16 protein-coding genes are annotated in these 21497 nt (G+C 27.6%); 5 read left to right on the top strand and 11 right to left on the bottom strand.

What is annotated here, in order from left to right; all coding sequences use genetic code 11:
• Window positions 1–311: 311 nt before the first annotated feature.
• Both ABDZ93_RS07935 and rlmH read right to left on the bottom strand, forming a co-directional pair.
• Window positions 312–461, bottom strand: coding sequence for a hypothetical protein (locus tag ABDZ93_RS07935; RefSeq protein ID WP_343825285.1), 150 nt, complete (start codon window positions 459–461; stop codon window positions 312–314).
• Window positions 462–724: 263 nt separating this feature from the next.
• The gene (rlmH, locus tag ABDZ93_RS07930; protein ID WP_343825283.1) at window positions 725–1204 is read right to left on the bottom strand and encodes a 23S rRNA (pseudouridine(1915)-N(3))-methyltransferase RlmH; all 480 of its coding nucleotides are present in this window, start codon (window positions 1202–1204) and stop codon (window positions 725–727) included.
• A gap of 254 nt (window positions 1205–1458) precedes the next feature.
• Between rlmH and ABDZ93_RS07925 the strand changes: the two genes are divergently transcribed.
• On the top strand, window positions 1459–2328 hold the full coding sequence (locus tag ABDZ93_RS07925; protein ID WP_343825281.1) for a fused DSP-PTPase phosphatase/NAD kinase-like protein: 870 nt from the start codon (window positions 1459–1461) through the stop codon (window positions 2326–2328).
• 121 nt (window positions 2329–2449) lie between these two features.
• Here ABDZ93_RS07925 and ABDZ93_RS07920 read toward each other — a convergent pair whose 3' ends face one another.
• From ABDZ93_RS07920 to ABDZ93_RS07895, 6 genes are all read right to left on the bottom strand, one after another.
• Window positions 2450–3784, bottom strand: coding sequence for an FAD-dependent oxidoreductase (locus tag ABDZ93_RS07920; RefSeq protein ID WP_343825279.1), 1335 nt, complete (start codon window positions 3782–3784; stop codon window positions 2450–2452).
• A 283-nt stretch (window positions 3785–4067) separates the two neighbouring features.
• Complete coding sequence (locus tag ABDZ93_RS07915) at window positions 4068–4709, bottom strand: lactate utilization protein (protein WP_343825277.1); 642 nt, start codon at window positions 4707–4709, stop codon at window positions 4068–4070.
• 123 nt (window positions 4710–4832) lie between these two features.
• Window positions 4833–5330 carry an SEC-C metal-binding domain-containing protein gene (locus ABDZ93_RS07910; protein ID WP_343825275.1) on the bottom strand — a complete coding sequence of 166 codons (498 nt, stop codon included), beginning with the start codon at window positions 5328–5330 and terminating at the stop codon, window positions 4833–4835.
• A gap of 83 nt (window positions 5331–5413) precedes the next feature.
• Complete coding sequence (locus ABDZ93_RS07905; RefSeq protein ID WP_343825273.1) at window positions 5414–6004, bottom strand: GerMN domain-containing protein; 591 nt, start codon at window positions 6002–6004, stop codon at window positions 5414–5416.
• Window positions 6005–6145: 141 nt separating this feature from the next.
• Window positions 6146–6931: an MBL fold metallo-hydrolase gene (locus ABDZ93_RS07900; RefSeq protein ID WP_343825271.1), complete on the bottom strand. Its 786-nt coding sequence runs from the start codon at window positions 6929–6931 to the stop codon at window positions 6146–6148.
• Window positions 6932–6971: 40 nt separating this feature from the next.
• Window positions 6972–8228 (bottom strand): UDP-N-acetylglucosamine 1-carboxyvinyltransferase, encoded by a 1257-nt coding sequence (locus ABDZ93_RS07895; RefSeq protein WP_343825269.1) that lies wholly within the window; start codon window positions 8226–8228, stop codon window positions 6972–6974.
• Window positions 8229–8570: 342 nt separating this feature from the next.
• Here ABDZ93_RS07895 and ABDZ93_RS07890 point away from each other — a divergent pair, with 342 nt between their 5' ends.
• From ABDZ93_RS07890 to ABDZ93_RS07875, 4 genes are all read left to right on the top strand, one after another.
• On the top strand, window positions 8571–9119 hold the full coding sequence (locus tag ABDZ93_RS07890; RefSeq protein WP_343825268.1) for a hypothetical protein: 549 nt from the start codon (window positions 8571–8573) through the stop codon (window positions 9117–9119).
• 133 nt (window positions 9120–9252) lie between these two features.
• Complete coding sequence (locus tag ABDZ93_RS07885; protein ID WP_343825655.1) at window positions 9253–9684, top strand: DMT family transporter; 432 nt, start codon at window positions 9253–9255, stop codon at window positions 9682–9684.
• 113 nt (window positions 9685–9797) lie between these two features.
• A complete protein-coding gene (locus ABDZ93_RS07880; RefSeq protein ID WP_343825267.1) occupies window positions 9798–10688 on the top strand; it encodes a selenium metabolism-associated LysR family transcriptional regulator in 891 nt (296 codons plus the stop codon).
• A 145-nt stretch (window positions 10689–10833) separates the two neighbouring features.
• Complete coding sequence (locus ABDZ93_RS07875; protein ID WP_343825265.1) at window positions 10834–12105, top strand: S8 family serine peptidase; 1272 nt, start codon at window positions 10834–10836, stop codon at window positions 12103–12105.
• Window positions 12106–12137: 32 nt separating this feature from the next.
• Here ABDZ93_RS07875 and ABDZ93_RS07870 read toward each other — a convergent pair whose 3' ends face one another.
• The 3 genes from ABDZ93_RS07870 to ABDZ93_RS07860 all read right to left on the bottom strand — a co-directional run bounded on the left by ABDZ93_RS07870 (window position 12138) and on the right by ABDZ93_RS07860 (window position 21319).
• Window positions 12138–12653 carry a nicotinamide-nucleotide amidohydrolase family protein gene (locus tag ABDZ93_RS07870; protein WP_425544763.1) on the bottom strand — a complete coding sequence of 172 codons (516 nt, stop codon included), beginning with the start codon at window positions 12651–12653 and terminating at the stop codon, window positions 12138–12140.
• A gap of 58 nt (window positions 12654–12711) precedes the next feature.
• Window positions 12712–15639 (bottom strand): insulinase family protein, encoded by a 2928-nt coding sequence (locus ABDZ93_RS07865; RefSeq protein WP_343825263.1) that lies wholly within the window; start codon window positions 15637–15639, stop codon window positions 12712–12714.
• 283 nt (window positions 15640–15922) lie between these two features.
• Window positions 15923–21319 (bottom strand): diguanylate cyclase, encoded by a 5397-nt coding sequence (locus tag ABDZ93_RS07860; protein WP_343825262.1) that lies wholly within the window; start codon window positions 21317–21319, stop codon window positions 15923–15925.
• Window positions 21320–21497 lie beyond the last annotated feature (178 nt).

Below are 21497 nucleotides of genomic sequence, written 5' to 3'. Positions count from 1 at the left end.
TTAACTTTAGGAAGATTCTATTATTTAAATTTAAGAACTATAATTAAATTTATAAAAAATAGTTAATATGCTTTATTTTAATAAAATAAAGTACTAAACTTATCATTCAGGTATAATATACATTTAAGAACCTCATTTATTTATTGTACCGTTCACGTAACAGTTAAAAAGTACAATTTTTCAAATTTATTACTGCTTAATCTATATTTAATACCCTTATCGGATTTTCTTCTCATAGCCTTGCCTACCAAATAATAAAGGTTTAATGTTTTGCGCATTCCACTTATTCATATCATTGAGATCTTTAAACTTTAGCATTTAGGTATCTGCTTTCCAGCCCAATCTTGAATATATCTCTTATTTCCATCTCTAGTAATATGATTGTGCAAATCACCTTTTGGAATTTTCCTCATTTCATCTAAATCATTATTTTCTAGAGCTATAATGAATTTATCTTTCATTAGATAGCTCTCCTTATTATGTTAAACTACTTTCCCTAGCTTGTTGTGCAAAACATATTGAGTATTGTCCTAATCTAGCACCATAACTTCTTATATTAATACACTTACAACTATATAATTATTATGAATTTTATACCACATACTTCTTTTTTATTAAAGTACATCTTTAGGTTATTAAGTCTCTAAATAATTTATGATAGGGTTTAGGCCACTATAGCATATACTAAAACCTGTCATATCAATAGTTTCAAGGTAAGTCTACATCATTTATGGTACGGTTCACCCTTTATTATCCTATATCCTCTATAAATCTGTTCTAGAAGCATTACTCTGAACAATTGGTGTGGAAAGGTCATTTTAGAAAAACATATTTTGTAATTAGCTCTTTTTATAACTTGCTCTGATAACCCTAAGCTTCCTCCTATTATAAAAACTAAATTAGAATTTCCTTCTAATCCACAGTTACCTATGAAATCTGCAAATTCTTCTGATGAAATTTGCTTTCCTTTTAAATCCATGGCTACAACATAAGCATTATCTTTTATTTTTGATAATATGCTTTGGCCTTCTTTATCCTTTATTTGAAGTTCTTCCTTTTCCGATGCATTATCTGGTGTTTTCTCATCTTGAAGTTCTATTATTTCAAGCTTACAGTATCTTGATAATCTCTTAGAATATTCATCTATAGCATCTCTTAAATATTTTTCTTTTATTTTTCCTACTGTCATTAATGTTATATTCACTAAATCCCCTCCTAGAATTTTCCATAAATTCATAAACACATAATGCTATTTAAATAGTAAAACCTCTGAAACCCGCATGAACAAAACAACTAGTTAAATAGTTATATAGTTTCATAGTTAAATATATACATAGTCTTATAGTTCTATATTATCATATATAAAATAATAACTATATTTTACTATGAATAATTTAGAATGTCATAGGTAAAATTATAATAGATGCTAATTAAATACTATATAGGTGGTGTCTACACATGAGAAAATTTAACAAAATAAATTTATTTGTTTCTTTAACTATACTTTTATCTATAATGATGTCTTTTAGTTCTGTTATATCTTATGCTACTCCTATTTCAACTGTAACCTTAACAATAGATTCTCCAACTGCTAATCAGTTACCAAAATATTTTCGTAAGAGCACAGATCAAATTACTCCCTCAGAGAATATAAATTTATCTGGTCTAGACAAACTTAATATTTCTGGTAGTGGTCAATTTTCTAAAACCGGAATACCTTTAATGAAAAGCTCTATAGGAAACTATCCAATAACTGTTATTGATTTAAGAGAAGAATCTCATGGATTTATTGATGGTATTCCTGTCAGTTGGAGAAATGCAAATAACGATGCAAACAAAGGTTTAACAGTAAATGAAATTATTGCTGATGAAAACTCTAGGTTAAATTCTATTCCACTTAATAAACCTATTTCTTTAGAGGGTTTTAAAGATGTTGTAATACCTTCAAAAATTCAAAATGAATCTGATCAAACTAAGGCTTATTCATTATCTTATATTCGTATCCCTGTAACAGATAAAAGTATACCTACTGATGCTATGGTAAATTATTTTATTGATGTTGTGAAAAATCAACCTGAAAACAGTTGGTTCCATTTCCATGGTCAAGAAGGACTTGAGAGAACTACTACTTTTATGATAATGTATGATATTATGAAAAATTGTAAAGAAGTTAACTTAAATGACATTATTACACGCCAAATCTTATTATCTAAAATGGATAAAAAGACCAGTGATAAATTTTATTCAGGAGATATATTTAACTTTTTAAATAATTTTTATAATAAATGCAAATCCAATGAATCTAGCTCTAATAAACAGATTTCGTAGAAACTTTAACTGTTATTACTTTTATTGAATTTAATAAAGTATAATACATTTTACTATAAAAATAACTCATCATAACAATTATGATGAGTTATTTTAAAGTTATAAACAATACATTTATTTATTATTTTAATGCTTTAAGAGCTACAGTATTTAATAAACTCCATGGTTTATTAAAGTGTGGTTGGAAGAAGAAATCTGTCATTGCTAGTTCTTCTATAGTCATGTTATTTTGTATTACTACAGATAGGGTATTCATGTGTTGAGTTAAATCTTCATCAGAAATAATCTGTCCTCCAAGAATTCTTCTTGTAGCTTTGTCATAAACAAGTTTTATGGTTGCTTCATTATAGGTAGGCATAAACTCTGGTCTATGATTTTCACTAACCATTACTGAGTCAATATCCATAGATGTAGTTTTCTTAGCAACCTCTTCTGTTAACCCTGTAGATGCTATACATTTATCATATATCTTTATTCCTGAAGTTCCCTGGGTTCCCATATACTTAAGAGTTGGATTTACTAGATTTTTAGCCACTAAGGTTCCCATTCTTACAGCATTAGTTGCAAGAGGAATATATCTCTTATCCCTTGCTGGATTATATTCTACAACACAACAATCTCCAGCTGCAAATACATCTTTAACACTAGTTCTCATATATTCATCTATTATTATTGCTCCATTTGGAAGAGTATCTAATTTTCCTTTTACTAAACTAGTACTCGGTATAAATCCTATGCAAAGTACTACTAAATCTGATTCATAACTACCTTTATCAGTTATTACTTTAGATACTTTGCCATTTTCTCCTTCAAACTTTTGAACTTTTTCACCTAAAGCTAACTTTACTCCACGGTTTCTAAATTCTTTCTCTGCTATATCTGTGAACTCTTCATCAAGATACTTACTCATTATTCTTTCTTCTGCATCTATTAAAGTTACATTTTTATCTTTTATTTCAAAGGCTTCAGCAAGTTCTACCCCTATATATCCAGCACCTACAACAATTACATTCTTGGCTTTAGCTGAGCTTTCTATAATTGTTTTTGCATGACTATAATTTTTACATAGTAATATGTTTTTAAGGTTTCTTCCTTCAAAATTAGGTACTATTGGCCATGATCCTAATGTTAAAATTAATTTATCATATTTTTCTTTAACTATATCAGCAGTTTTTAAATTTGTAGCTGTAATTGTCTTTTCCTCCATATCAATGTCAGTTACATTATAACTCATTCTCATATTTATACCAAGGTTATTTAAGTTTTCTGGAGAATTATAAAATAATTTTTCTGGTTCATTTACTACATTAGATACACTTAAAGCAATTCCACAAGAAAGAAAAGATACATTATCATTTCTTTCATAAACTGTAATCTCGCTATCTGGATAAAGTTGTTTTGCATTTACTACTGCTGCCGTTCCTGCATGTGTACATCCTACTACTGCAATTTTCATAATACATGACCTCCTATAATTTACACCTTAATAAAATTTATTCTTATATTATATTGTGAAAGTTCCTTAATTATATTCTCATGATAACGTTTGTTATTTAACAATCATTATCTAATAATATATTACATCAAATTTCAATTTATTCAATATTGCTATTAGTATATATAAATAGATAAGCTTTCATTCTCTTAATTTTTCTTAAGTTTTCATGAAATATCGTAGAATTGTAAAAAAAGAGTTTATGATATATCATAAACTCTACTCTAATATCTATATTTAACTTTTAGTATCCTAATTCCTCATTTAAGAAAATTACATGTATTCTATTCTTATTTCCCTGTCTTTTTATTACAGTATACTCATTACAAATTCTCTCTTCGCTATAACAATCCATACAATGGCCTACTTTTACACAAGGAGTTGCTCTATTTAATCTTTTGCAGTTTGCAGGTGCTGATACTCTTTCATTTCTCTTAATGGCCTCTTCAATATTCGTTACAATTTTATTTACTCCAGCTATAATTATAACTTTATCTGGACCGTATAACATAGCTGCTACTCTATTTCCATTGCCATCAACATTGTATAGCTCTCCTTTTTCTGTAATTGCATTAGTACTAGTAAAATATACATCAGCAGAGAACGTGTCTCTATATAATTTTTTCAAATCATCTTTACTTAAACCTTCCTCATACCTATCTAGGAAATTGTATTTACCACTTCTTAAATAATCAATAACTCCAGTTTCAAATAGGCTCATTGAACCACCACAACTTACAGTATCCCCATCATTAGTGAGTTCATTAATTTTCTCAATTAGCTCTTCATGACTATTTACTAAACAACCATTCATACCATTCTTCTTAAGTGAATTAATTGTAGTATTAACTCTACTTTCCTTTAGCCATTTCATATTTTTATCCATAAACAATCCCCCTGTAAATTTATAATATAATTAATTATATTATAGCCATATATAGAATATCCTACAACAATACATAAATAAAAACCCTAATGAATAAAAGCTTCACTAGGGCTAATGTTTATATTATTTTCCGCAACATTTCTTGTACTTTTTACCGCTACCACAAGGACATGCATCATTTCTACCAATTTTAACTTCATTTATTACAGTTTTTGATTCTCTCCACGCTTTTTGTATCTCTTTTCTTTTTTCTGGTGAGAATATTCTATCCCACTGTGATAATGTATAAAGATAATCTGCTTTAGAATCAAGCATATTGAAGTATAATTTTTCATAATCTATTTTGAAACTAACTTCTGAATCACTTTCTATAGCTTCAAGATCTAATTCTTTATCTATACTTTCATTTATTCCATCTAGGAATCCCATAAAGTAAATTTCATTAACGTCAAATTCTTTAACTAGTTCAGAGAACTTTCCACTAATAACACCGCCATCAATTGCTAATGCTTTGGTATATATTGATTTTTCAACCTTTGCATACTCTCTCCAAAATGCAGGTTCTCCATTTTCCTTTACAAACTCTACAACATAATTTGTCCAATTGCTATATATGCTCATGTTATTTTCTCCTTCTTTATAACAAAATTTGTTTATCTATCTTATTAATTATAATAAATTTTTATTTATCTTTCAATAATATCTTATTTCTGTATTTTTAAAGTAACTATTTCATCCTTGGTAAATGGTTTTGATATATTATAGTTTCCACCTAAACTTTCAACACCTTGATTATCTACTGTAATCATTATTTTACTCACAGATTTTAACTGACTCAAAGAGTTTGATATAGATTTAAGTATTGTTTCTTCTTGAACTTCAGACATCTTAAAGATAGCCTCTGGACTTAAATTAATATTTGCTATACCATCCTTAATAGAAAAGCTTAAAAGTCTTGTTTCCTTTGGTAAAATCGGTTTGCTTTTTTCACTAACTTTAGCTGGTCCTTTGATGAGTTCTTGCATAATCATCTCACCGATTAAATCTTCACTATTAATTAGTCTCTCTTCCTTTATAAGTTCAGACTTTCCAGTATCTCCCCCAAAATATAAGGTTATATCAATATAGCCATCATCCGCTGTAGCTCCTTTAGTATTTTCAAGTTTTTCTTTACTTAATATACTTGCCTTATCTTTCTTTATACTCATAGTTTTCGCAAGATAAACTCCACCTACAATTAATGCTATTACAATTACTACTATTGTTAATACTAAACTAAAGGTCTTCTTTTTCATTCTACACCTCCTATTACTAACTAAGCTTTTTATCCGATGACTACACACTCTAATACTACCATCTTCTTCAAAGTGGGAGTAAAGAGTGGCTACGTCCCTGGATAATGATTTCTAGAGCTTCAAAGAAGCTAAGAACTCTGTTTATATTTCTGATAATACACTGTGTCTATCTCTATTACACATCTTTAATTCTACATCTTTTTCTACGCTAATATTATTTTCTCTTAATACACTTGCTACAGTTTCATACGCAAGCTCTGGATAATTGTTTGTTTTACTAAGATGACCTAAATATATAGTTTTATGATTTCCTTTTAAAATATCTACTATAGCTTTACCACAATCTTCATTGGATAAATGCCCTCTAGCACTTAATATTCTTTGTTTTAATGGATATGGGTATGGTCCAAATTTAACCATTTCTATATCATGATTACTTTCTATTAAAATCATATCACTATTTTCTAATGCCATTCTTACTTCTATTGAAAAATGACCTAAATCAGTAGCTATACAACATGATTTTTTTAAACCATGTATTCTATAACCTCTAGGAGACGCTGCATCGTGAGGTGTAGGAAAATTCTCTATGGTTAAATCCTTAATTTCAGTAAATTTACCATCTATTATTTTTATGTTTTTTTCCTTAATACTCCCAATTTTTCCTTCCATAGCTTCCCAAGTGAGACTTGGTGCATATATCGGAATATCATATTTCCTTGAAAATACTCCAGCCCCTTTAATATGATCTGAATGTTCATGAGTAATAAATATACCATCTATAGAATTAGGATCTATATCTATGTCCCCCAATTCTTTATCGATAGCTTTACCTGGCATTCCAACATCCACTAGAATGTTACTGTTATTTTCTGATACAAATATACTATTCCCACTGCTACCACTAAATAATGGGCAAAATTTCATAATTATCTCCTCAATCTAATATCTAAAATGAACATAAAAATTATATAGTTACTCTTTTAATATCTGCACCTAAAGCTTTAAATTTTTCTTCTATATACAAATATCCTCTATCTATATGTTCAATGCCTTCAACTTCAGTTTTTCCTTTAGCTGCAAGACCTGCAATAACCAGAGCTGCACCAGCTCTTAAATCTGTGGCTTTAACATTAGCTCCAGACAAATTTTCAACGCCATCTATGATAGCTATTCTACCTTCTATTTTAACGTTGGCACCCATTTTCTTTAACTCATCTATATGTTTAAATCTTGATTCATATATGCTTTCATTTACAATGCTTCTACCTTGAGCCATAGTTAAAAGAGTACTCATTGGCTGTTGTACATCTGTTGGAAATCCTGGATATGGTAAAGTCTTTATGTTTACACCTTTAAGGTTACTTCCACTTCTAACTATAACTTTATCATCATCTTCTATAATTTCTACTCCCATTTCTACAAGTTTTGCTGAAATAGACTCTAAGTGTTTTGGTATTACATTATTTAATGTAACATCTCCACCACAAGCTGCTGTTGCTATCATAAAAGTTCCAGCTTCAATTTGATCTGGTATAACTGAATAATTACATCCTGAAAGTTCATCTACTCCAGTAATCTTTATTACATCAGTTCCAGCACCCTTTACATTAGCTCCCATAGTATTTAAGAAGTTGGCCACGTCTACTACATGTGGTTCCTTTGCTGCATTCTCCAAAACTGTAGTACCTTCTGCAAGAACCGCTGCAAGCATAATATTTATAGTAGCCCCTACACTAACTACATCAAAATATATAGTTGTTCCAACTAATTTTTCTGCAACAAGATTTACTGCACCATGTTCTATTGTAACAGTAGCTCCTAAAGCTTCAAATCCTTTGATATGTTGGTCTATTGGTCTATCTCCAATAGGGCATCCCCCTGGAAGCTCTACTCTAGCTTTCTTAAATCTAGATAATAGTGATCCTAATAAGTAATATGATGCTCTCATATTCCTTACTTCTGGGATTGTAGCATTGGTTGTTACTATATTTGTGCTATCAATTTTAATTGAATTACAGCTTGATTGTACTTTACATCCTAAATATTTTAAAATAATTTCCAAACAATTTATATCTTCTATATTAGGAACATTCTCTATTGTGCAAACTCCCTTAGATGCTAAAATTGCTGCTGGTAGAATTGCTACAGCTGCATTTTTTGCGCCATTAATATTTACATTTCCAAACAATGGATTATATCCATTTATAACTAATTTTTCCATATAGGTATCATCCTCACTATTTATATAATGTCCATACTTTACATATGTTAACTTAATTCCATGTCTATCTATATCTATGTCAATTAAACTTAATTTTTTATTGTTAAAATCTCATAATTATAATTATATCACAATGTTCGTATATTTTAATAAAAATTTTAAATTTATACGTGTAATTTTTATATTTAATTCTTATATTGATATAATAGTTAAAAATATAATTAACTATTATATGTCTATTATAACCTATTATTATATGTTATAATACTGTTAATTGTAGCGTTAAAGTATTTTATAATGATATAATACTTTATAATAAAAATCTACATACGGGAGGAAAAAATGAAATATTATTTAGTTGCATTGGTAGATGATAAATCTGTTGATGACATTATATCTATCCAAAAATTTTTAAACAAGAAATATAAGTTATATAAAAACATATCTAATTTGTACATTCCTCTGGGTTCTGTTTCTAATGCAGAGCTTGATAAATTAGATGAGATAATCTCAAAAATTTTATCTCCTTATAAAAAATTTAAAGTTGGAATTGATAATGATATTTTCATTAACGATACATCTAATACTGTAAATTTAAAAGTTAAAGATAAAGGGTACATAAATAAGATATCTAGAAGTATGTTTGACATGTTTAATACTCATGGCATAAGTGTTAAAGATTTCTCAACACTATCCTACTTTAATATGCCTATTTCTAATGCTAATAACGCAATTAGAAAAGCTTATTCAAACAATTTATTTACCTTAGATGAAACTAAAGATAAAACAAATCTATTTAATCTCGCTAAGATAAATAAAATCGAAATTTGGAAACAACTTAATAATAGGCGAGATACCTTAGTTAAAAGTTATGATTTAAAGGAATTTTAATATTATAAATAAATTTTTTTCTACCATTCAAATTTTATACTTGATAAAATTAAGCAGAGATGTACCCCTTAAATTTTTAATAATTATATACACATTCGGGTAAGCTATCTTTAAAAGGATGGTGAAAAACTTTATGTGGGGTATAATTTTCTCGATAATTGCAGGGGTAACTATGAGCGTTCAAGGTGTATTTAATACAGAACTCTCAAAAAAAATTGGACTATGGGAAACTACAGTATTAACTCAGGCTATTGCACTTGTAACTGCACTTGTAGTATTATTCTTTGCTGGTGACGGTACCTTTAGAAATTTAAAAGATGCTAACAAGATCTATCTTCTAGCTGGTGTATTAGGCACTGTTATTACCTTTACCGTAATCAAAGGTATGTCTAGTCTCGGTCCAGCTATAGCTGTAGCAACTATTCTTATTGCCCAACTTATTGCAGCTGCACTTATCAATCATTTTGGTTGGTTTGGTACTAATGAAGCTGGATATGGAATGCGCGAATGCATTGGTGTTGTCATAATGATAGCTGGAATTATAATTTTTAAATGGAAAGGATAGCTTCTATCTTTTCTATTTTTTCGTAAGGAGTTTTAGCACTTCATAAACAAAAAACTTTTTTTCAAATAAATCGAGATATTGAATCTCAAATTATTTTTAATAGGGGGTAGACTATGGATTTTAAACAATTAGAAGCATTTATTACAGTTTCTAAACTTAGAAGTTTTTCTAAGGCTGCAAATGCTATTTACCTATCTCAACCTACTATAAGTTCTCATATTTCTAGTTTAGAAAAAGAACTTAATATTCAATTATTTGATAGAACATCTAAGGAAGTTAATCTTACACCTGTAGGAGAATCTTTTCTACAATATGCTAATGATATTATAAATTTAAGGAATAATGCTATCACCGATCTATCTAACTTCAATAATAATATTACTGGTGTTTTAAACATTGCTGCTAGTACTACTCCTTGTAATTCCTTACTACCTACACTTGTTTCAAAGTTTAGTGAACTCTATTCAAATGTTAAATTTAACATTAAAGAACAAGGTTCTGTATCTATAATTAAAGATATCATAGATCTAAAATGTGAAATTGGTTTAGTTGGTACAATCATAGATAATTCTAAAATAAATAGTTATAAGATAATGGATGATGAACTTGTTATTGTTTCTAATCCTAAATTAAATTTACCTGAGACTATTTCTATTGATGATTTAGTAAAATATCCTTTTATAATAAGAGAAAAAGAATCTGCCACTCGACATACTTTAGAAGCTCAGCTTCATGCTAATAAGATAGACCCTAAGAAATTAAAAGTTCTTTGTGAGGTAAATAGTGTCCATGCTCAACTTAAACTTATCAATCTAGGATTAGGAATTTCTATTATTAGTAAAAGTCTATGTGATGATGGATTTATTAGTGGTGACATGCGTATAAGTCGAGTAGAAAATGTAGACTTAAGAAGAGATCTCTTCTTAATAGTAAGTTCTAAAAGAACGCTTACCCCTATTGCCAGAGCTTTTTACTCTATGTGTAAGAACATATACAATTTATAATAAAACTTAAAAAGTTTTAAAAGCTAAGACTGGAACGTAAAAACTTCCAGTCTTAGCTTTTAATTTTTATACTTTCTAAAACCTTTAACAAATATTTTTAGTTTACATATACTAATAAGTGTAATGAGTATATAAGGAGTATTTTATGCTTTTTAATAAAAAACTTGACCCTAATCTTAAATATATGATAGATAATGATATATATAATAGATATAGAATTATAATAAAATATGGTACCATCAAAAATTCAATAGAGAAAAAAATTAAATCATCAAAGGGTGAAATTTTATATAATATTAAATCCTTACATTGTTTATGTGTACTTGCTAACAAAAAATCTATTAAAAGAATTATAGAGCTTCCTGAAGTCAAATATATATGTATTGACGACATAGCATTTTTATGCAACAAAAATATACTTCATGCCAATGGAATTTTTTTAGATAATAAAAGATTTGAAATGTTAAAAAATAGGGATATCTCTGGTAAAGGCATAGGCATTGGTATAATTGATAGTGGCGTATATCCCCACATAGATTTATCGACCCCATCAAACAAAGTAAAAAAGTTTATTGATGTAATTAATGGTTCAACATACCCTTATGATGACAATGGTCATGGGACTTTTATTTCTGGATTAATATGTGGAGAAGGTACTAATAAAAAAGCAAAACAACGTGGAATTGCTATTGATAGCCACTTAGTTATGGTGAAGGCCTTTAATAAGCTTGGTAAAGGATATATTTCGGCTACTTTATTTGCTTTAGAATGTTTATATAATAATATTGATGAATTTAATATAAAGATAATATGTGCACCTTTTGAGATAATAACTTTAAATAAGTTTATTCTATCTCTGTATGACAAAATTTTTACTATGTTTAGAAATAAAAACATAATAATAGTTGTACCTGCTGGTAATAATGAAGATAAAGAAGATACTATAAGAGGTATAGCTCTATCTGATAAGGTACTTACTATAGGTGGCATAGATACAGATTCTACTTATAGAATAAGTGACTATTCCTGTTGTGGCTCTAATAAAACATTAAAAAAACCTGACTTTGTGGCTGCCAGTGATGATATTATCTCTTTAAACACTGACTGTAACTATATATCTGAGAGAGATGGTGAAAGGATATATCCAACACCTCTTGCATCCCCCTATACTATTCGTAGTGGAACTTCTATATCCTGTGCTTTTATAGTAGGTATTTGTGCACTATTATTTGAAATAAACAACGATTTTACCTTTGATGATATATATACCTTATTGAAAATAAATTCAATTTTGATAAATGATAAAAAATATAAACAAGGTAATGGATATATAAATATTAACAACTTACTTGGTACAGATTTAGCTTCTATTGTAAATAATACGGCTAACAAAAATAAGCATAAACATAAAAAGTAAAGCACCCTTACTTATATGGGGTGCTTTACTTTTTATATAAATTTAGCATTTAATAATTCTTGTCTTAGCATATCTAAAATACTTATTGTAGCTTGCTCTCTTATTTTTTGTCTATCTCCAGAAAGATTTAATTCTTTTGTAGTAACTTTACCTTTATAATATAGTCCTATATATACTCTTCCTACTGGCTTCTCAGCAGTTCCTCCTCCTGGACCTGCTACTCCCGTAGTTGATATTCCTATATCAGCCCCTGACGTCTTTGCTATTCCTTCAGCCATTTGGGCTGCTACCTGATGACTAACAGCTCCAAATTTCTCAAGAGTATCCCTTTTTACATTAATTCTATTGAGCTTAGCTTCATTACTATAGGTCACTACTCCTTCAAGTAAACTTTTTGATATACCGGGATAATTAATTAATCGCGATGAAACCATTCCACCTGTACAGGATTCTGCAGTAGAAATGGTTAAACCTCTATTAACTAGCATTTCTCCTATTGTATCTTCTAGAGTAATCTCTCCTTCTTCATATATACTATTATTTATCATAATTAATTTTAGTCAGAATTCATAAACAAATTATAACTCTGATTAAATTTCTCCCCCCTTAGTTAAACACATTTTCTAAGTTTTTAAATACGTCTTTATTTTCCTTAATTTTACCATTATTACCGAGTACTACTATATAATTCATATTCATAACATCTGCTACTAATTTTGAGAAGTTACTAATATCTTTAACTGTAGTTGATAATACTTCTTTTCTTTCTTGTTGTCTATCTGCCTTAGAAATTCTTCTTATATAGTAACTAGCTGCCGCATCTCCTGCCATGGATGGAGTTAATGGCATATCTAATTCACTTATAGTTCCTATGATATATTTTAGCATTTCTCTGTTTGTGGTTGTAAAATTATCTAAGTAGTTAGCAGCATTATCGTAAGTCTTTAAGGTCTCTTTTATATTAGGGTCTCTATAACTTGCAAACATTAAGTTCCCACTTCTTACTATATTAGCAAAGGCTCCATAAGCTCCGCCCTGTACTCTAACTTTATTCCATAGATAATCCATACCAATTATAGTCTTTAGTACTAATAACTTTCCTGTATATTCATATCCTAATTTTTTATAGTTATATCCTTTTGCTACATATTGAACATTAGATGGAGTAAGCATTCCTTCATTTTTATTTTCTTCATAGAAACTATACTTATTAAATTGTAATTCTTCATCAGATAATACTTCTAATATCTTAGATATATTCTTCTTTACAGCATCAACTTCTTCATCTTTACCTGTTATCGTTACTATTAAACTATTTTTATTAAATACCTTCTTCATTATAGATTCCAATTTTAGAATAACGCTATCTATTCTATCATCAAAATTATTTTCTATCTCCTTTAAGAACTTATAATACTCATATCCTGAAGTCTTTTCTATATAGGCATAAGCAGGAGAAAAATAAGCTCCTAACCTTGTAGTTGCAACTTGATGTCCTCTATCCATAAGCCTCATTTCTATTCTTGATATCAGTACTCTTATCAGTTCTCTTATTCTCTTCTTATCTTCAAAGGAGGTATTCTTAATTATATCTGACAATATTTCTAAAGCCCTTGGCACTCTATCTACTACTACACTACAATGCCCTTCAAGATAAGAACTATATTTAAGGATATCTTTACTGTCACCATATACTTCATTTTTAAAATATACCCCTCCTGTATTAATTAGTATCTCATTTGATAAATCTACATAACTATAGGTTTTAGTATTAATTTTTCCTAATAGTGTGGTTAATAGACTTATGTATGAAATGTCTTCTTGTGCTATGGTTCTACTATCAAACATAAAATCTAAGTAAGCAATTTTACTCGTAAATGCATCATGATGAAGTAGCTTCACTCCAGACGCATCTTCTTCTATAATATCTAATTCTTCAACTTCTTCATCTATATCATCTATAGATAATACTGGTATAGTTTCTAATATGTCATCTGGATCAGGGGTATTCTGTCTATTTATTAATGATTTTGTTTCATTAATTATATCTTGTATTTCCTCTAAGGAGAGGTTTTCTTTATACGCCTTTAATCCATCTTTTAGTTTTTTCTCTTTTTCATCAGATAAACCTTTTTTAGGAACTAATACTAATAATGAGCTATGTTTATTGGTTAATATATATTTTTCAATTAACTGTTCAAAATAATTTGAAGTTAGGGCCTTTTTTATTTTTTCCATGTTCTTTTCATATTTTAAATGAATTAAAGGATCTCCATCATGTAGCCAACTATCCATAGCTGTCATATAATAGAATAAGCCTTTAGGCATTCCCTGAAAATCCGCTTCTCTTAACTTAAATTCTGTAATATTGATACATGCCTCTATAAGTTTTTTATCAATTCCATTTTTAACTAAAGATTTTAATGTATCAAATACCACATTCTTAAATTCTTCTTTCTTACTTTCATCACTATTCTTAAGAACTATACTAAATACCGGTTGTAAAATTCCATTATCAAAGCTTCCATATACATCTTTTCCTAGATTAGCATCAATTATTGCTTGTTTTAATGGAGCTCCTTGAGTTTCTAATAATAGATATTCTAAAATACTTAAACTAATATATAGTTCATCATTAGTACATTCTCCAGTAACAAAATTTAATGCCATAAATGTTTTTTCATTTTCATTATCTTCATTAGAAATAGAGTATTCAGTAACAACTTCTTTCATTTCTTTAAAGGATTTCTCTGGTAATATTTCAGCGTCAATATCCTTTTTTTCAAAGTTACTTAAATAATTATCATTAATAAATGCTAACCTCTCATCTAAGTTTCCATCACCATATAAGAATATATAACTATTGGATGGATGATAATATTTGCTATGAAACCCTAAAAACTCTTCTTCAGTTAAATCTGGTATAAACTCTGGATCTCCACCTGATTCAAATCCATAGGTATTATGTTCGAATAATGATTTTTGAATACCTCTCATTAACATTCCATCTGGTGATGAAAATGCGCCTTTCATTTCATTATAAACTACACCCTTATAAGTTAGCTCATCTTCATCATTTTCTAATTCATAATGCCAACCCTCTTGCATTAAAATTTCCTTAGTATTATATATATTAGGATAAAAAACTGCATCTAAATATACATCCATTAAATTCAAAAAGTCCTTTTCATTTTTACTTGCTAGTGGATATATAGTTTTATCACTAAAAGTCATAGCATTTAAAAATGTATTTAATGAACCCTTTATAAGTTCTACAAAAGGCTCTTTTGTAGGAAACTTGCGTGAACCACATAGTACACTGTGCTCTAATATATGAGCAACTCCAGTATCATCACTCGGCGGTGTTTTAAAACCTATTGCAAATACTTTGTTAGAATCATCATTTTCCAGATGCAATAACTTCGCTCCGGTTTTTTCATGAATAAAAACTCTAGCTATAGAATTTATTTCCTCAACCTTTTCTTCTCTATTTAACTTAAATCCATGATATATTTTTCCTAAATTATAATTCATCTTTCTCCTCCTAGCTATTTTATTATGTTGTCTTTTAATAGTACTACTATTATTTATCTCCTAAACTTTAATATTCATTATTATATTTTAATATAAATTTTAAATAACTTATAAGCACTTTAATCTATATTGAAAAATACTATAACTCTTATTTAAATTATATATTATATATACCATATGTAAAAATATAGATTTTTAACTTTTTATTAATTATCAACTTTTATTATAATAAAAGGTATGAAACTAGTTCTCTAATTTCATACCTATGAATTTAGTACTATCCCTATTCTTTTAGGATTGGAACAATTATTTTACCTAGAGTATTAACAAAATTTAATTCATCATAAGTAAATTCCTTATGATTGATTGATGCAATTAAATATATTACTCCTATTATATCTAGTTTGCCTTTAAGTAAAGCTATAATATTAGATTTTAAATCAGGAATATTTCTAATTTCATCATATTCATCTAAATAGTCCCAATCTACTCCGCAAATGTTTTCTTCAGATTCTATTGCAGACATAATTCTTCTGTAGTTACGTATTTCATCAAATTCATCATTAGTTTTACCTGTAGTTTTAGAATATCTATTTACTAATTTTCCTTGTTCTACGGTAAATAATGTACATGAGTCAGCTTCAGTAATTTCTGTAATTCTATTGATTGTAATGGCAATTTTCTCATCTACATCCCCTTCTGCATTAATCAAATCTATGAATTCAATTAAAGTAGATACATTTTTATAGTCTTGATTTTCACTACCCACAAATATACCACTTAATTTATTAGTAGTGCTTATTTTAGAACCATAGGATTCATCCCATACTCTTGTAGCATTACGTCCACTATTTTTAGCTGCATACAAAGCTTGATCTGTTTTTTCGATAAGTTCCTCATAGGTAGTTGTATGATTAGGATAGTTAGCTACACCTAAACTTACTGTTACCGCTCTCTTATCTCCCATAACTTTGGCTTCATAAATTTTCACTCTAATTCTTTCAGCTATATTCTTAGCTTCCTCTATACCAGTATCAGGCAATACTATAATAAACTCTTCTCCCCCATATCTTCCTACTGCATCAACTTGTCGAATATTTTTTATTATTACTTCACATATCTTACTTAATACTTGGTCTCCCATTCTATGTCCAAAGGTATCGTTAATAGTTTTAAATTTATCTATATCTACCATTATAGTTGAAAATTCAGAGTTAAGATTAAAGGACCTATCTATCTGTTCATGAATAAACGATTCCAAATATCTTCTAGTTAATGTATTAGTTAACTTGTCTATAGTGGAATTTCTCTTAATGTTGAGTTTATCAATTATCATGTATAAAATTCTACCTATAGTTACACACTGATCGATTGAGTTCTGATTTATGTTATTTAGTTTCCTTCCACTTTCTACATATATATATCCTACCACATCATGATTATAATCATATTTACTCATACCCCTACTATTTCTAGAAATTTTAGTTATAGGTATACACATAGCTGCTTTTATATTATTTTCAATATCATAACTTAATATATTCCCATTTGCATCACTAATAACTTTTCTGCTTAACCTAATAGGTATTCCCTTATTTCTAGCTATGTTAACTATAGACATATCCTCAGGCAGTTCTAAAATATTATCATTACTTGCTACTACAGAAAATCTGTTGTTATTCTCTATTATTATACTAGTTTTAGTTGCTAGGCTAATATAACTTATATACTTGCATATAATCTCCATACTATCTTGACTATTTCCACATAAATTATTTAGCAAATCCTCAATACTATCAATATCTTTTAAATAATCTTGAGATGAATTCTTTAAAGATTTTATAAATTCATCATTTATAAAATCACTCTCTAATATAATTTGAAATAAGTCTTCGATATTTTCTGTTGCATTAATACTTATTCGATCTAACTTTATTCCTTTTCTTTGATTATAGTAGCTTTTTATTTGTAATAATATTTCAAAACAAGCTACCATATTTCCTTCATTCTGCAAAAAAGATTTTCTATAATTTTTAGGTATTTGCAATAAAATATCCTGTATTATATCACAAGCTTCTGAAATATATAAAGCTGCTTTAGCCTTATTCCCATTGTTATAGTAGCTATATCCTATTTTATAATATATTTTCCAAGTTAAATTAGGATTTTTAATTTCCTTATATAAATCTAATGTCTCTTCCAAAATGCTAATAGGAACACATTTATCTATAACAGCTTCAATATATATTAATGTTAACTTATTAAGATTAGATTTTATTTGATCTTCAAAATTTTTAATATAATTGAACATTTCTACAGCTATACCATTTAGGTTTTGATTTAGAAGTTGTAAAATTGCATCACATAACATTGATACCCTTAAATCTATATATAATATCTTTTCACTAGCCTCAATTATATCTTCCACACTCTTCAATTCTCTATCTAAAAGTATCTTATTTATAATGCAGAGTAGCTCCATTTTATATCTCATTAAAGAATTAGTATTATCAAAAGCTTTTTTACCTTCTAATAAGTACTCCATAGCTTCTTTTCTTTTACCAATTAAGCAATTTACATAATATTCTAATATATAGTATGGTGTTAATTCTTGCTCAAAAATTGAATTTCTTTCTATATACTTATTACATATATCTATATATCTAAAGCATTCTGAATACTTTCCTTGCTTATATAATGTAGCTGCTATATACACATAATTATAAAAATTCATATATATTAATTCATTTTGAGTAGCTATATTAGACCCTTGATTAAGATAATTGTATGCTTCATCATAATTTACTAAAATATATTTTGAGAATCCTATATTAGACAAAGCTGTTACTTCATAATATTTATTTTCCTCACATTTACTTACGTCATGAAGCTTATTAAACCACTTTAATGCATCTTCTCCACATTGAATATAGTCACAATATATTACTCCAATACTATTATATATTCTTGGTAATGCTTTGATGTAGTTCTTTTCATAACATTCAGTAACCGTTTCTTTTAATATCTTTAAAGCTTCTTTTTCCTTACTTTGTGCAATTAATGCATTACAATAACTATTATAGAAACCAACTTTATAATCCATATGCTCTTCTTTGCAAAGACTTATACCTTGATTGCATATATCTTTAATTTTCTCATATTCACCAGTATTATATGAATTTCTTATTCTTATTCTTAAATATTCTATAGTACCTTTTAAATAATCTACATTTTCTAGTGCCTTTGATAGCTCCTTTGTATAATACTCTATCTCTGCCTCATTACATAAATCCATGTATATCCATATCATTTCTATCATAATATCTATGCTAGTAATTATCAGCTCCTGATGTTTACTTAGTTCTCGAGCCTTAATATAATATTCTATAGCAACACTTTTTTCAGATATACTATTGTATAATTTACCCAAATTCATATTAGTTTCTATTTCATCTTTAATAAATTCATCTCTATTTTCAAACTTATCAATGGTTTCTAGAATCTTAAAGCTGCATCTTATAGCTTCATTTACACTATTAATACTCTCTAATCTTTCTTCATTCTTTTGATAATAGTGTATAAGTTTTCTACTAAGCCCTAAGATTTCAAGATGATATATAAGTTCTTCTATATAAATATTTAATTCCTCATAACAATATCCTTCAAGTACTACTACTATTTTTCTATGGGTGTTTTCTTTTAAAAATTGATCTAAATCCTTATATAAATAGCTTCTTAAAAATTTATTGTAAAATGTATATACAAATCCATTATCTCCTATGCTACTATATAATATGCCCTTAGATACCAACTGAGCAACTATATCATCTACGTAGCTTCCATTTGTTCCAAGTACTTCTTTTAAAACTTTTACTGGCATTGGAGTATAAAAGAATGAAATTATATATAAAATTTCATATGATAGTTTGTCCACATCTTTTAATTGATCTTCACAGACCTTTTCCATATTCATTGGCATATACATATCATGGTTATTAGGCTTATGCCACTTACCATCTTCTTCGTTTATATATATGATTTTTCTATTGCATAAATCCTTTAAAGATTCTTCTATAAATAATGGGTTTCCCATTGAATATTTATAAAATGTACCTATAAATTCATCTGATATTTTTTCAACATTTAATATATTTCTCAGCATCTTTGCAGAATCACTCTCTGTTAATGATCTAAGATGAACATTTAACGCAACTTTGTCTGCAATGTATTCAATAAACTGTGTGAAATTATTGTTATTAAGACAATCTCCATCCCTATATCCTATAATAATAAGAACATTGCTTCTAAAATACGTTTTATTCAACATATATTGCATTAAATTTAATGTTAATGTATCATACATATTCATATCATCTATGATAATTAGTCCTGGATTATCATGGTAATATTCTTGCATGAATGATGATATCTTAGCTATAAGCATAAGCCTTTCTTTGCTGTCTAGTTTAAAATAATCCAAACTTTCCTGATTATCGTCTCCATATATGTCTGGAACTAAAAGCATTATTTCTTTTTTGTATTTGCTAATTAAGTTTTTATCTGCAATACTTACTATTTTTCTTAATAACTGTGTAATAGTAACCTTTGTAGCTTCTTCTTTATTACTTTTCATATAAAAACAATTAAGTCTTTTATTTTCTTTAATGTTCATAATGTATTTTATATGTTTTAATAATCTAGTCTTACCTACCCCAATTGCTCCATGAACTAATATGATATTTTTAGTTTCATGATATTTAACTATATGATTTACGGACTCCATAATCATTTTTATCTCTTCATTTCTACCTATTAAAGGTATATTAAAATTTAAATCTCTTCCTTCACTATTAACTTTATATTTAAAGTTCATGTTATATATTGAATTAACTTGTTTAATGATATCAAAAATGCTGCTTATAGAATTATTTTTACTATTGCAGAGTTTATCTATTAAATTATATAGTTTTACTCCAAATAACTCTTTATATTCTTGTCCTTCATTATTTTCCATGCATTTTATAATCATTTTGAAAATTTTGGAATCCCTATATCTTCCTTTGTTTTTTAATGAAATATTAATTAATATTTCACATAATCTATTTATATAATATCTTTCTTCATTAAATTTATTAGAAGCACCCTCTACAATATCTTCTATATCTTCTGAATGACTAGCTATACCTATTTCTCTTGATTGTAAAAGCGCAGTTAATTTATCTTTTAATTTAACTTTAAAATCTAAACTTACATATATATTGTCGTCACTAAATGGAACCACTTTCATATAATTGTAATTTTGATTATATGCTACTATACATATTTCTAAAAATACTTTAATTAAGGTTTCTTCAGAAATTCCTTCTACAGCATCTAGTAATAATTGATAATCATTATATACCTCTGTAGTATAATAGTAATTCTCCTTCTTATCTTTGTTATATACACTGTTTACTACACCAAAATCTAAAATTTTAATAACATCACTTTTTATAGTAGGTATTTTTTCATATTCAGATATACAAAAACTAATTAATTTCTTTTCTATATTAGAATTATTTACGACATAAATGTTTACCATAGACATGTTATTATCTATGTCTATGGCTTCATATACAGAATAAATTCTATTTTGATTTAATAATTCAACTATTCTATATCTTTCATTAATTATCTTCATACTTAGTACCTACCTACCTAAAATAATTAAAAGTTTAATGTAGATTATTGCTAAATGACTCTTAACAATCCATCTTTATTACATATTATACCATACGATGTCATAACAATGTACTTACACCTATTCTTAATGACAAAATAATTTCTTTTATTTTTAGACAAAAATATTCAATTTAACA

The sequence above is a fragment of the Clostridium subterminale genome (assembly GCF_039521425.1).
In the GTDB taxonomy this organism is placed as follows: Bacteria; Bacillota; Clostridia; order Clostridiales; family Clostridiaceae; genus Clostridium_J; species Clostridium_J subterminale.
Note: the sequence above shows the minus strand (reverse complement) of the source record. Positions and strands in the feature narration are given on the sequence as shown.